Annotated in this window: 16 protein-coding genes; all 16 read left to right on the top strand. The window is 35.2% G+C overall.

Annotated features, from left to right (window positions below):
* The first annotated feature begins 1 nt into the window (after position 1).
* The 16 genes from AAHI02_RS16510 to AAHI02_RS16435 all read left to right on the top strand — a co-directional run bounded on the left by AAHI02_RS16510 (position 2) and on the right by AAHI02_RS16435 (position 13,440).
* Positions 2-139 (top strand): hypothetical protein, encoded by a 138-nt coding sequence (locus AAHI02_RS16510; RefSeq protein ID WP_346984174.1) that lies wholly within the window; start codon positions 2-4, stop codon positions 137-139.
* A gap of 167 nt (positions 140-306) precedes the next feature.
* Positions 307-882 (top strand): hypothetical protein, encoded by a 576-nt coding sequence (locus AAHI02_RS16505; RefSeq protein WP_346984173.1) that lies wholly within the window; start codon positions 307-309, stop codon positions 880-882.
* A 4-nt stretch (positions 883-886) separates the two neighbouring features.
* Entirely contained in the window at positions 887-1,888 is a 1,002-nt protein-coding gene (locus AAHI02_RS16500) for an AAA family ATPase (RefSeq protein WP_346984172.1), read from the top strand.
* A gap of 2 nt (positions 1,889-1,890) precedes the next feature.
* Positions 1,891-2,433 (top strand): hypothetical protein, encoded by a 543-nt coding sequence (locus tag AAHI02_RS16495; protein WP_346984171.1) that lies wholly within the window; start codon positions 1,891-1,893, stop codon positions 2,431-2,433.
* Positions 2,434-2,458: 25 nt separating this feature from the next.
* Entirely contained in the window at positions 2,459-3,457 is a 999-nt protein-coding gene (locus AAHI02_RS16490; RefSeq protein WP_089856701.1) for a 2Fe-2S iron-sulfur cluster-binding protein, read from the top strand.
* A gap of 92 nt (positions 3,458-3,549) precedes the next feature.
* Entirely contained in the window at positions 3,550-4,614 is a 1,065-nt protein-coding gene (nuoH, locus tag AAHI02_RS16485) for an NADH-quinone oxidoreductase subunit NuoH (protein WP_346984170.1), read from the top strand.
* Between the two features lie 102 nt (positions 4,615-4,716).
* On the top strand, positions 4,717-5,274 hold the full coding sequence (locus AAHI02_RS16480; RefSeq protein WP_089856697.1) for an NADH-quinone oxidoreductase subunit I: 558 nt from the start codon (positions 4,717-4,719) through the stop codon (positions 5,272-5,274).
* On the top strand, positions 5,274-5,771 hold the full coding sequence (locus AAHI02_RS16475) for an NADH-quinone oxidoreductase subunit J (protein ID WP_346984169.1): 498 nt from the start codon (positions 5,274-5,276) through the stop codon (positions 5,769-5,771). The genes AAHI02_RS16480 and AAHI02_RS16475 overlap by 1 nt, the downstream gene beginning before the upstream one ends.
* Positions 5,772-5,775: 4 nt before the next feature.
* Entirely contained in the window at positions 5,776-6,105 is a 330-nt protein-coding gene (gene nuoK, locus AAHI02_RS16470) for an NADH-quinone oxidoreductase subunit NuoK (RefSeq protein WP_027380123.1), read from the top strand.
* A gap of 2 nt (positions 6,106-6,107) precedes the next feature.
* Positions 6,108-8,021, top strand: coding sequence for an NADH-quinone oxidoreductase subunit L (nuoL, locus tag AAHI02_RS16465; RefSeq protein WP_346984168.1), 1,914 nt, complete (start codon positions 6,108-6,110; stop codon positions 8,019-8,021).
* On the top strand, positions 8,021-9,514 hold the full coding sequence (locus tag AAHI02_RS16460) for an NADH-quinone oxidoreductase subunit M (protein WP_346984167.1): 1,494 nt from the start codon (positions 8,021-8,023) through the stop codon (positions 9,512-9,514). The genes nuoL and AAHI02_RS16460 overlap by 1 nt, the downstream gene beginning before the upstream one ends.
* Before the next feature lie 16 nt (positions 9,515-9,530).
* The gene (locus AAHI02_RS16455; RefSeq protein WP_346984166.1) at positions 9,531-10,916 is read left to right on the top strand and encodes an NADH-quinone oxidoreductase subunit N; all 1,386 of its coding nucleotides are present in this window, start codon (positions 9,531-9,533) and stop codon (positions 10,914-10,916) included.
* A 217-nt stretch (positions 10,917-11,133) separates the two neighbouring features.
* Complete coding sequence (locus AAHI02_RS16450) at positions 11,134-11,991, top strand: hypothetical protein (protein ID WP_346984165.1); 858 nt, start codon at positions 11,134-11,136, stop codon at positions 11,989-11,991.
* Positions 11,915-12,550: a GAF domain-containing protein gene (locus AAHI02_RS16445; protein WP_346984164.1), complete on the top strand. Its 636-nt coding sequence runs from the start codon at positions 11,915-11,917 to the stop codon at positions 12,548-12,550. Before AAHI02_RS16450 ends, AAHI02_RS16445 begins: the two co-directional genes overlap by 77 nt.
* A complete protein-coding gene (locus AAHI02_RS16440; RefSeq protein ID WP_346984163.1) occupies positions 12,543-13,097 on the top strand; it encodes a hypothetical protein in 555 nt (184 codons plus the stop codon). The genes AAHI02_RS16445 and AAHI02_RS16440 overlap by 8 nt, the downstream gene beginning before the upstream one ends.
* Entirely contained in the window at positions 13,060-13,440 is a 381-nt protein-coding gene (locus AAHI02_RS16435; protein ID WP_346984162.1) for a hypothetical protein, read from the top strand. The genes AAHI02_RS16440 and AAHI02_RS16435 overlap by 38 nt, the downstream gene beginning before the upstream one ends.
* Positions 13,441-13,452: the final 12 nt, after the last annotated feature.

Genomic DNA, 13,452 nt, shown 5'->3' with positions numbered 1-13,452 from the left:
AATGAAACAGATATTAGCAATCGGTCTAATGATGTCGGGGTTTGCTTTCGGACAAGTCAAAAAAGACACAATAGAAAAAGAATATAAATTGGAGGTTACTCCATTTAAAGCTGAAAAAAAGAAAAGCCTTTACCATTAAGCAAAAAAGGACAGGTTTTCGTTTTTTACGGATGGAACAGAGGAGCTTTCAGTAATTCTGATATTCATTTTACCGGAAACGGTTATGATTTTCAGTTAAATAATGTTTCTGCAAGAGATAAACCAACAAAGTTTGGAATTGTATATTTTGATCCAAGCTGGTTTACAGTGACGCAATATAATTTCAGGCTAGGGTATTTTATTAAAGATAATTTAGCACTTGTTCTTGGAATTGATCACATGAAATATGTGATGAAACAAAATCAGACGGTTGATTTTTCAGGACATATTTCAGATCCGAAATATGCGGCGATGGTACAGAATGGTCAAATAGATTTATCTAATGGCGAATTTCTTACTTTTGAGCATACAGACGGACTTAATTATGAAAATTTAGGCCTTGAGAAATACAAAAATCTTATTCATAAGAAAAATATAGATTTGGTATGGTCTTATGGAGCCGGATTGGGAGTGATGTTCCCGAAAAGTAATGTAAAACTTTTTGGTAATGACAGAAGCGACCGTTTTCACGTTGCAGGTATGGGAACCGACCTGAGATCCAGTTTAAACTTAGTTTTCTGGAAAAACTGGATGCTTAGAGCAGAGGCAAAAGCCGGATATATCAATATGTGGGATATTAAAACCACCTTAAACAATAAACCGGATAAAGCCCGTCAGGATTTTGTTTTCGGACAAGTGCTTGCAGGAATCGGATATACATTTAACACAAAGAAGTATAATTAAAAGAGTGAATCAACACATTCAAAATATTGAAATTTCCAATTTCAAATCTATTAAGGATTTGAAAATAGACGGCTGCAAGAAAATAAATATTTTTGCAGGAAAGCCAAATGCTGGAAAGAGTAATATTTTGGAAGCTCTGGCAGTATTTCAGTATAATACGGATGACAAAATAAGATTAAAATTTCATGTAAATAATGATTTAAAAGAATATGATTTAAATGATATTGTAAGATTTAATGAAATTTCTGATTTATTTTTTGATGGAAATTTAAATGACCATATAAAAATTCGTTTAGATAAAAATTATACTAGTTTCGGATTTAACAACAATTCACTACAATCTTTAAAAAGTTCTTTGTCAACTTCAACTAATAAAAATGGTATTTTTGAATATAGACCATATATTAAAAAGTATTCTTTCAACTTAAAATCAACCAATATTAGTAATATAAATTTGGTTTCGTTATCATATCCTTTTGGAGAAAACTTAGGACAAATAATTTCATCACATTCTGATTTAAGAAAGTCAGTAAATAAATTTTTCATTGAAAACAATTTGAAATTATTAATTGAAAAAAATACTAATGAAATTAAGATTTTTAAAGAGTACCAAGATGGAACTGTTTTCATTCTTCCATATAACATGATTGCAGATACTCTTCAAAGGTTAATATTTTATAAAGCTGCAATGATGAGTAATTATGATTCTGTTTTATTATTTGAAGAACCAGAAGCTCATTGTTTTGAACCTTATATTTTAGAATTTACTAATGAAGTGAAGTATAATAAAAACAACAATCAGTTTTTTATGGTTACTCACAGTGATTTTATTATTCAAGAGTTTCTAAGAGATGAGGAAAGCAGAAATAATTTACAGATTTATCTGGTAAATAATGTGGATGGAAAAACTGAAGTAAAAAAATTAGATGTCGATAAAAATGATGATGTTTATGAATATGGAATGAATGTGTTTTTTAACTTCGACAGTCTTTGGGAAAATAATTAACGATGGAAAGGGTTGTTGCGGTAGAATGTTTTGCAGATAAATATTTTTTCGGAAAGTTATTACAAAATGAAAAACGTATCCGGAAAGAAAAAAATAAAAATGAAGTAATCAAAGCATTTGATAAAGTAAAAGGAGAATTTCTTATCGGAATTGTAGATGAAGATAGAAAAGATTTATTACTTAACCCTAATTTAAAAACCTTTGAAAAAATAAAAGAAGGAAGAAGTTTCAAGATTTATAAGGATAAAACAAAATATCATTTTATTTTTGCACTTTGTCCTAAAGCTTTTGAAGATTGGATTTGCCAATTTTTAAAAACTCAGAATAAAGATTTGAACGAATTTGATTATTTTGATTTTGAGTCATTCAAAAAGGAGACTAAAAGTGAACAAATAGACAGAGATAATAAGTATAAAAATTTGGTTAAACATATTATTCAAACTTATCCAAATTTTGACAATCATATTAAAGAATTTAAAATTCATATTGATTATCTACTTACTGAAACTTATAATTTTAATTTAGAAATATTTAAAAATATATAGCTTAATTAAGCGAAAAGCATAGAATATGAGCGAAGAGGTTAAAAAATTCAAAATAACTATAGACGGACAGACTACTGAAGTTTTGCCTGGTACTTCTATTCTGGAAGCAGCAAGACAAATCGGTGGAAAATCTGTGCCTCCTGCAATGTGCTACTACAGCAAATTGGAAACCAGTGGGGGAAGATGCAGAACTTGCCTGGTAGAGGTATCTAAAGGGTCTGAAGCGGATCCTCGTCCTATGCCTAAGTTGGTTGCAAGTTGCAGAACAAATGTAATGGATGGGATGGAAGTGAAAAATCTTACTTCCGAAAAAGCTCAGGAAGGCAGAAAAGCAGTGACCGAATTTTTATTGGTTAATCACCCATTAGACTGCCCTATCTGTGATCAGGCCGGTGAATGCCACCTTCAGGATCTAGGATATGAACATGGCGTTGAAAACACAAGAACAGAATTCGAAAGAAATACTTATGAAGCTGATGATCTTGGTCCACATATCAAATTGAATATGAACCGTTGTATTCTTTGCGCAAGATGTGTATTAGCAGCAAACCAATTAACTGGTGAAAGAGAGCACGGAATTTTGTTCAGAGGAGACCACGCCGAAATTTCAACTTATTTGAATAAAGCTTTGGATAATGATTTCATCGGAAACGTAATCGACGTTTGTCCGGTTGGAGCATTAACAGACAGAACAGCACGTTTTGCCAGCAGAGTTTGGTTTACAAAGCCAATGAACGCTTCTTGTAATTGCGATAAATGTTCAGGAAAAGCTGTTGTTTGGATGAAAGGTGACGAAATCGTAAGAGTTACTGCAAGAAAAGACCAGTGGGGAGAAGTTGAAGAATTTATCTGTGACACTTGTCGTTTCGAAAGAAAAGAACTTTCTGACTGGAATATCGAAGGTCCGAGACATATCGACAGACATTCTGTTATCTCATTGAACCACTACGAAAAGCCTAAAGATGAACTGAGAGTTTTAGACAATCCGATGGCTAAGGAAATCAGTGAAAAAGACGAAAAATAAATTTTAATCAGATTTCAGATTTCAGACATTAGATAACAGACCTTGTATTACTAATTTCTAACTTCTAATATCTAACATCTATAAAAATAAAAATGGATTTACTTACATTTAAACTTATACTTGTACTGGCACTTTTCCTGCTTTCTTTAACGATCGCCGCCTACTCTACCTGGGCGGAAAGAAAAGTTGCTGCTATTATGCAAGACAGAATCGGGCCAAACAGATCAGGACCTTTCGGATTGCTGCAACCTCTTGCTGACGGTGGAAAATTTTTCTTTAAAGAAGATTTTACCCCGCAAAATGCAGAAAAATTCCTTTTCGTATTAGGACCGGCTTTAGTAATGTTTATATCATTGATCACAGGAGCGGTTATTCCTTGGGGTAAAAGTTTAAATATTGCAGGTACTTCTTATGATCTTCAGGTAGCCAACATTGATGTTGGGGTACTTTTCATCATCGGGATGGCTTCCATTGGTGTTTACGGAATCATGATCGGAGGCTGGGCTTCAAACAATAAATATTCATTATTAGGTGCCATCCGTGCTTCTTCTCAGATGATTTCTTACGAATTGGCAATGGGACTAGCTTTACTTTCAATCATTATGATGACGGGAAGCTTAGATTTAAAAGAAATCACCGCAAGTCAGACTAATGGAAAACTTTGGGGAGTAATTCCTTGGGTTTCCGGCCTGAACTGGAATATTTTTTATCAACCGATAGCTTTCCTTGTTTTCTTTGTAGCAGCATTAGCTGAAACCAACAGACACCCTTTTGATTTACCTGAATGTGAATCTGAATTGGTAACGGGGTATTCTACAGAATATTCATCCATGAAATTAGGATTGTACATGTTTGGTGAATATGTGAATATGTTTATTTCCAATGCTTTCATGGTTGTCTTGTTCTTCGGAGGATATAATTATCCGGGAATTGAATGGGTAACTCAGAATTGGGGCGAAAATACAGCCGGTATTTTAAGCATCGTAGCATTCTTAACTAAAACGATCATCGGAATTTTGATCTTTATGTGGATCAGATGGACGCTTCCGAGATTCAGATATGACCAATTAATGCATTTAGGTTGGAAAACTTTAATTCCAATGGCATTGGTGAACTTATTAATTACAGGAGCCGTAATTTTAGCTTTTGCGAATTAATCTAAACCTTAACAGGTTTAAAAACCTTAGGTTTGTATAAATTGAATATTAAAAATTAAGATAACAGACAAGATTAGTCTAACATCTAACATCTATAATTAAATGAAACTTACAAACAGATCAAAAGTTGTTTCCAATAAAGAAATGACCCTTGCTGAAAAAATCTACTTGCCTGCAATTTTTACAGGAATGGGGATTACATTTAAGCATGCTGTAAGAACCGTATTGAAAGGTGCTCCCGCAGTATATTCGTATCCGGAAGTACAAAAACCGAGAGCGGATATCTGGAGAGGTCAGCACGTTTTGAAAAGAGACGAGGAAGGCAGAGAAAGATGTACCGCTTGCGGACTTTGTGCGGTGGCATGTCCTGCAGAAGCAATTACGATGACTGCCGCTGAAAGAACTAAGGAAGAAAGAGATCTTTACAGAGAAGAAAAGTATGCTTCAGTATATGAAATCAATATGCTGAGATGTATTTTCTGCGGGATGTGTGAAGAGGCTTGTCCGAAATCTGCAATCTACCTTACCGACAGGTTGGTAGACGTGGAAACCAACAGAGGTTCTTTCATTTACGGAAAAGATAAATTGGTTGAAAAAATAAATGAAAGGATTGATATCACAGAAAGACAATCCGAGAAACAAAAAAATGCGGTAAAATAATGGATCAGTTTTTATTTTTCTTGGTGGCGTTTTTAGCAGTGGCAAGTGCGGTGTATTTCGTATTTGCGAGAAATCCTTTATATGCTATTTTGTCATTAATTGTTACGATGTTTTCTATTGCGGGTATGTACATCCTTCTGAATGCTCAATTCCTCGCGATTATTCAGATTATTGTTTATGCCGGAGCGATCATGGTATTATTCCTTTATATCCTGATGATGCTTAACCTTAATAAACAAGACGAAAGTAAGAAGAACAATACTTTAAAATTTGTTGGGGTTTTTACAGCAGGTCTATTATTAACCGGAGTATTAGGGGTATTCAGAGGCGTTCAGCAAAACCAGATTGTCGTTGAAAATGTGGACGGAAGTGTTGGACTTACCAAAAATCTGGGAAGACTTTTGTTTAATGAATATGTTTTACCGTTTGAGCTTGCATCCATCCTTATTTTGGCAGGTATTGTAGGTGCGGTATTAATCGGTAAAAAAGATTTATAAAGTTATGGGAGAAGTAAATACATTTATACAAAGCATCCCTCTGAATTATTTCATCATTCTTTCGTCAGTACTATTCTGTCTGGGAGTGTTGGGAGTATTGTTGAGAAAAAATGCGATTGTTATTTTGGGTTGTGTAGAGCTTATGCTGAATTCTGTAAACCTTTTGCTGGCTGCATTTTCAGCGTACAAAGGGAATGGCGACGGACAACTTTTAGTTTTCTTCATTATGGTGGTGGCTGCTGCGGAAGTAGCGGTAGGTTTGGCAATTATTGCTATGCTGTATAGAAATACCCGTTCTGTTGATGTAAGTATATTTAATAAATTAAGAGGATAAGAATGGAAAATTTAGTGTATGCAATAATACTTTTACCACTTTTAGGTTTTCTTATAAACGGGTTATTCGGAAAAAATCTTCCAAAAATTGTTGTAGGTAGCTTGGCTACAGCAATGGTTTTTGCATCTTTCTGCATCGCAGTAAGTATTTTCATGAATTTTGATTCTGAAAGCCAGCCTGTTATTGTAAAAGCTTTTGAATGGTTTAGAGTAAATGGAGTTCAGATTAATTTCGGATTCCAGATCGATCAGTTATCCTTAATGATGATCATGATTATCACAGGAATCGGTTCTTTAATTCACCTCTACTCTATCGGATATATGAGTCACGATAAAGGTTTCTATAAATTTTTCACTTATTTAAATCTGTTTATCTTCTCAATGTTATTATTGGTAATGGGAAGCAACTACCTGATCTTATTCATCGGATGGGAAGGTGTAGGATTGTGTTCTTATTTACTGATCGGTTTCTGGTACACCAACGAAGAATATGGTAAAGCGGCAAGAAAAGCTTTCATTATGAACAGAATCGGTGACCTTGCGTTATTGATCGGTATTTTCATGTTGGCTTCTCAAACCAATGCTGTTGATTATCTTACGATCAGAGAGAACGCCGGAAAATTTGAATTAGACGGAAGTGTAATTATCTTTATTACAGCGAGTTTATTTATCGGTGCAACCGGTAAATCTGCTCAGGTTCCATTATATACTTGGTTACCGGATGCGATGGCGGGTCCTACTCCTGTTTCTGCGTTGATTCACGCGGCAACGATGGTAACTGCGGGTATCTACTTAGTCGTAAGATCAAACTTTTTATTTACACTGGCACCAAGCGTTCAGGATGGAATTTTATTCATCGGATTCCTAACGGCTGCATTAGCAGGATTCTACGCATTACGTCAGAACGACATCAAAAAAGTATTGGCCTATTCTACCGTTTCACAGCTAGGATTTATGTTCATCGCTTTAGGTTTGGGAGCTTATACAACGGCGATGTTCCACGTAATGACGCACGCTTTCTTCAAAGCACTACTCTTCCTTGGTGCAGGTTCTGTAATTCATGCGATGAGCAACGAACAGGATATGCGTTTCATGGGAGGTTTGAAAAAATATATTCCTCTTACGCATGCCACTTTCCTTATCGGAACATTGGCAATCTCAGGATTCCCTTTATTATCGGGGATGATTTCTAAAGACGAAATTTTAGTAGCAGCTTTCGCTAAAAATCCAATCTATTGGGTATTCTTATTTGTTTTAGCCGCTGTTACAGCAACTTATATGTTCAGACTGTATTATTTAACTTTCCACGGAGAGTTCAGAGGTACTGAAGAACAAAAGCACCACTTACATGAAAGCCCGACGAATATGACATTACCACTGATCGTATTGGCTATTCTTTCTGTAGTTGGCGGTTTGATTAACCTTCCTCACTTCATCGGTCACGGTCATTATGCAAAATTAATGGAATGGCTGAAGCCCGTTCTTACTGAGGAAAGTTTTAACCAGATGGAAGCTACTCTGTCAGGAGTTCCGTTTGGTACTGAAATGATACTTTTAAGTGCAACTGTTTTGATGTTCTTTGCGGTTTGGTTTCTTGTTAAAAACACTTATGTCAATAAGAAAAAACAGGCATTACCGGAAGAGCAGTACACAGGATGGGAAAAACTGTCTGCCAGAAAATTATATGTTGACGAACTTTACAATGCATTGATTGTAAAAACTGTTGAAGGATTAGGACGCGGAGGAAAGATGTTTGATAAAGGTATTCTTGACCGTTTTGTAGACTTTGTAGGCGAAGGCGCTGAAGACAGCGGAAAAGCCATGAAGCGCATTCAGAACGGAAATGTTGAGAATTACATTTTAATCATGTCTTTAGCGGTGGGAATTATACTGATTGTTAACTTTATATTACAATAATGTCTGGTTTATTATTAACATTATTACTATTACCTCTAGTAGGTTCGGGATTAGTTTTTGCATGGAAAGATAAATCCAGCAAATATTTGGCATTGGGAATTGCATTGATACAAATGCTTATTACCTTCTACATTGCGGCGGATTTTGATTATAATCCGACGGTAGACAGCGTATTGCAGCATGAGATCAATTATCCTTGGTCACAATTCATTAAAAGCACTCTTCACTTCGGTATCGATGGGATGAGCCTGCTTCTTTTATTGCTGACAAACATTTTAACGCCAATCATTATTTTATCTTCTTTTAATGAAAATGTAAGCTACAGAAATACATTCTACGGTTTGATCTTGCTCATGCAGTTCGGATTGGTGGGAGTTTTCACATCGCTTGACGGATTACTGTTCTACATTTTCTGGGAAGTAACTTTGATTCCGATCTGGTTCATTGCCGGACTTTGGGGTCAGGAAAATAAAAGATTTGAATTCACTACGAAATTCTTTGTCTATACATTCGTTGGGTCATTATTTATGTTAGCCGGATTGATTTATGTTTACAATCACTCTGCATCTTTTGCACTGACAGATTTATATAATGCTCAATTAAACGAAACACAACAAACCGTGGTATTCTGGTTTATTTTCTTTGCATTTGCAGTGAAATTACCGGTATTTCCTTTCCATACCTGGCAACCGGATACTTATACCTATTCGCCGACGCAGGGATCGATGCTTTTATCAGGGATCATGCTTAAAATGGCGATCTACGGAGTTATGCGTTATTTATTACCGATCACACCACTTCCTATTGCAGGAATTTCAGGACAGATTGTAATTATCTTAGCCATCGTAGGAATTGTTCACGGTGCATTGATCGCGATTATCCAGACAGATATGAAGAGAATTATTGCATATTCCTCTTTCTCTCACGTTGGATTAATGGTTGCGGGTATCTTCGCTTCCGCGGTTATTACTTTAAGAGGAAGTTTCAATATCGAAGGTGCTGAAGGTGCTTTGGTACAGACTTTTGCTCACGGTATTAATGTGGTAGGCCTTTTCTACTGTTGTGATATTTTATATAAGAGATTTAAATCAAGGGACATCAGACAAATGGGAGGTCTTGCAAAAGTAGCTCCCAAATTTGCCGTATTGTTCTTAATCATCATATTAGGTTCGATGGGAGTTCCGTTAACGAATGGATTCATCGGGGAATTTATTTTGTTAAAATCGGTTTATGATTTTAATGGACTGGCCGCGGTAATCGCAGGTCTTACAGTAATTCTTGCAGCCGTATATTTATTAAGATTTTATGGAAAAGCAATGTTTGGGCCTGGTGACGAAGCGGTTTTGAGTACTGCAAAGGATTTATCCGCAGTAGAATTCTCTGTGTTGGCAAGTTTAGCGGTTTTTGTGATTGTGTTTGGTATTTTCCCACAACCGATAATCGAAATGGTGAATAGTTCGTTGAAGTTTATCTACCAATCAATGGTAAGCTAATTTGATATTTTAAAAAATGAGTGTTTTAATTATTGTTTTCCTAACGGCAGTTGTTGCGTTATTTTCAGGAGTTTTTGAACAAGGGAAATTCGCAAGATACATTGGGATTTTGGGATTAATCATCGCATTATTTGTAAGTTTTATGCCAGAATGTGCTTTCTTCGGACAGTATAGACTGATGTATGACTACACCGCAAATACAGCGTTATTCACTAAAATATCAATTGTAACGACTTTATTGTTATTCTTTCTGGGAGGTTTTGCATTCAGCAACCACAGAAGCCACCAGTCAGAATTATACGCGTTAATGCTTTTTGCTCTTTGCGGCGGAATTATCCTTTTCGGATACCAAAACTTAGTAACGCTATTCCTGGGAGTTGAAATCCTTTCTATTCCTCTATATGTAATGGCGGGAGCCAACAAAACCGATCTAAGATCAAACGAAGCTTCTATTAAATATTTCCTGATGGGTGCATTTGCAACAGGTTTTTTACTGTTCGGTATTGCATTTATCTACGGAAGTGTTGGAAGTTTTGATTTATATAAAATCCAGGATTTCGGAGTTTCAAATCCTAAAGATGCCATGTTCATTTTAGGAGTATTATTGATTCTTTGTGCACTGGCATTTAAAGTAGCATTGGCACCTTTCCATATGTGGAGTCCTGATGTATATTACGGAGCGCCTTCATTAATAACGGCTTTCATGGCAAGTGTTGTAAAAATCTCAGGATTTTATGCATTATTCAGATTGATGACGATTGGGTTTGGAGGTGTTACAGAAGAATGGATCAATGTTTTCGGAGTATTTTTAATCATTACACTGCTTTTGGCAAACGTTATGGGTCTTGCCCAGACGAATGCGAAAAGAATGCTGGCCTACTCTTCAGTTTCTCACGCAGGATACATTGGGTTGGTATTTTTCGGAATGACAAGCCTTTCTACTTACAATCTGGCATTCTATTTATTTGCTTATGCTTTAGCAACAGTAGGAGTTTTCATGTGCTTAATTTATGTTGAAAAACTAAAAAGAGAAACCTCTTTCGGTGCTTTCAAAGGATTGGCAAAGACAGAACCACTATTGGCAACAGCTGCAGCGATTTCCATGCTTTCAATGGCGGGAATTCCTTTAACAGCAGGATTTATGGGTAAATTTGCATTATTCTCCCAGGCAATGAACTCAAAGCACGGAGCATTTTTAGTATTGGTCGCCGTTCTGGGATCTGCAATTTCAATTGCTTATTATCTTAGACTGATTATTTCAATGTTCTTCTTTAAAGAAAGTACATTCAAGTCTTCGGAGAAAGTAACGATTACTTATAATATTGTAGCGGTAGTTGTGATTGTTTCAATCATCGCATTAGGCATATTTCCGGATCTTTTCGCAAGGCAATTCGGATTGTAGATTAAAAAAAATTATATCAAAAAATAGTAAGCCACAACCGAAATGTTGTGGCTTTTTTTAATATGCCAGGAATAGTTTTGACGATAAAAATTCAAATCTAAATTATTCCATTTTATAGATAATCTTCAAAACTATAATCAGAAAAAAAATGAAGTAAAGGCACGCTAAAGAAGAGTAAAATCCCGCATTTTTCTTAACTTTACCTTAAATTTCAGCTTTGGCAGACCTTTACAAACAAGACGCTCCATTTCAGGTTTATATTTCATTCAAAAAGTATTTGGATGTACTGGAACATATCCGATATAATGACCGTTTGGAATACCGTGTTAATTACGCCGAATCTTTAATAGAAAAAACAAAAAATTTCACGGAACTCAGAGACGGCTTTCAGGATATCTCTCTGCTTGAAAAAAATGAAGATCTTATCAAGCTTTTACTCGCAGATCTCTTCCCTACCGGATTGACAAATAACGAAATAAAAGCTGCCAGCATCCCTCTTTCAAATATTACATTCAATTACACAGAAAGATTTAAAGCTATATTAAAAGATGCCGGGAAAGATTTCGAGATCGAACTTAGGAATATTGATGATAACGAATTTTACGTTTTCTGCTGCTGTCTGATTTTACAAAGCTATTTTAAAAGAGACATAAAAAGTAATCTTCCTCTCTATTATGACATTCCCAACAAACAGGGAATCATGAAGCACTATAAAATTTCGGTAAATGCAGATTTTACAGAAGTTTATCCAACAGATGATGCCAGAATTCCTTCAGATGAAGTCATTGATATGCTCCTCGAAAATCTGGATGATTTCAAACTCTGGAAAAAATATTTCCCTTCAAATTCCTGGATCCTGAAAGGCTTTACAATTGTTTCTCTTGTCGACTGTACTTCGGAAGTTGCGCTTTCAGATTTGAAATCAAGCATGATTCAGATCGACCCTGAAGATTTAAGCCCAGATGAAAATCTTATTGAAATTTTTAAATCTTATTTTGATGTTGCACAGCTCAGTTTTGGGCTCATGCTTTTTAATAAAAAAAGATCAGCAACTGGAAAAACTGCCGATTTATGAGAATGTCTTTACCAATCATATTTTGGATTTCTGGATCAATACTTTCGATGAAGAAACAAGAAGAAATACATTTAATAATTTAAATCATAATTCCAGACCGATCGTCGTTTCCAATATAGAAAATCTGGATCATGACATTAAATCGATGCCGTCATTCAGAATTTTAAGAGAAAATGAAATCAACAGTTTTATGGTCATCCCGATCATGAAAGACGGGGAGCTCATAGCCATGATGGAATTTACTTCGCCTATTCCCAATAGTTTCAACGGTCTGAAACTAAAGAAAATGGAATTCTTCACGGATATGATTTTATTTTCCCTTAACCGCTTCAGCTTTGAAAAAAATTATCAGATCGAGGCTATTATTCAGCGGGAATATACCACTATCCACGACAGCGTTGTCTGGAAATTCAGAAATGAAGCAGAAAAATATTTCAATGCCTCTCTGGCAAAAAAAATCTATACTTTAAAACAAATTTCATTTAAAAACCTTACCCCGCTTTTTGGATTTTCAGATATCCGTTCATCTTCAGAAAAAAAGGTATCATCTGATGCTTGAAGATCTTAACCAACAAATTGACTGTCTTCATGATATTTTTTCGTTAATTAATTCTGATTCGGAAAAGTATATGCTTGCTTTGGAAATTTTTGAAAACGAACTGAACAATGAAATAAAAGCAGACAGCGAACAGCGATTTCAAAGATTACTGAGAGATGAAATCCATCCTTTTCTTCAGGGAAAACTTGAAGTAAAATCATCCAGTGAAGTAAAAGCAAAAATTAAAGATTATTTTGCTCTGGTTTTTAATCAGACTGATCTTTTTTATAGCAACAGAAAAAGCCTGGACGACTCTATCACACTGGTCAACAGAAAATTGGCCGATGTGTTGGACGAAGCACAGATCAAAGCTCAACAAATTTTTCCACATTATTATGAAAGATTTAAATCTGACGGCGTGGAACATAATTTATACACGGGTCAGAACATAGCGCCTGATCTTCATTATCATTCGAAAATTGTGCATAAGCTGAGATATTGGCAGCTTAAGACCGTGTGTAATATGGAAATTGAATTCCGGAATTTCAAAAAAAGATCTCCCGATTGATCTGGATATTGCTTCGCTGATTTTTGTGTATAATGAAAAAATAGATATCCGTTTCAGAATGGACGAAAAACGTTTTGATGTCGACGGAGCATACAATTCTTATTATGAGATCATTAAAAAACGTCTGGACAAAGCTCTTGTAAAAGATTCTACAGACCGAATTACCTGTCCGGGAAAAATCACGATCGTTTATTTCGGAATGGAAAATCAAAAAGAATATCTCGATTACATCAGCAGATTACAGAAAAAAGAAATCCTTAAAAATGACATTGAATTTCTAAAAGTTGAAGATTTACAGGGAATTACAGGGCTTTTAGCATTAAGAATTTCATTAGCTCAATAAATCCATTTGTCT

Origin of the sequence: Chryseobacterium sp. POE27 (assembly GCF_039727685.1) — a bacterium.
GTDB lineage: Bacteria > Bacteroidota > Bacteroidia > Flavobacteriales > Weeksellaceae > Chryseobacterium.
The sequence above is the reverse complement of the archived record's forward strand: the minus strand, read 5'-3'. Positions and strand labels throughout refer to the sequence as shown.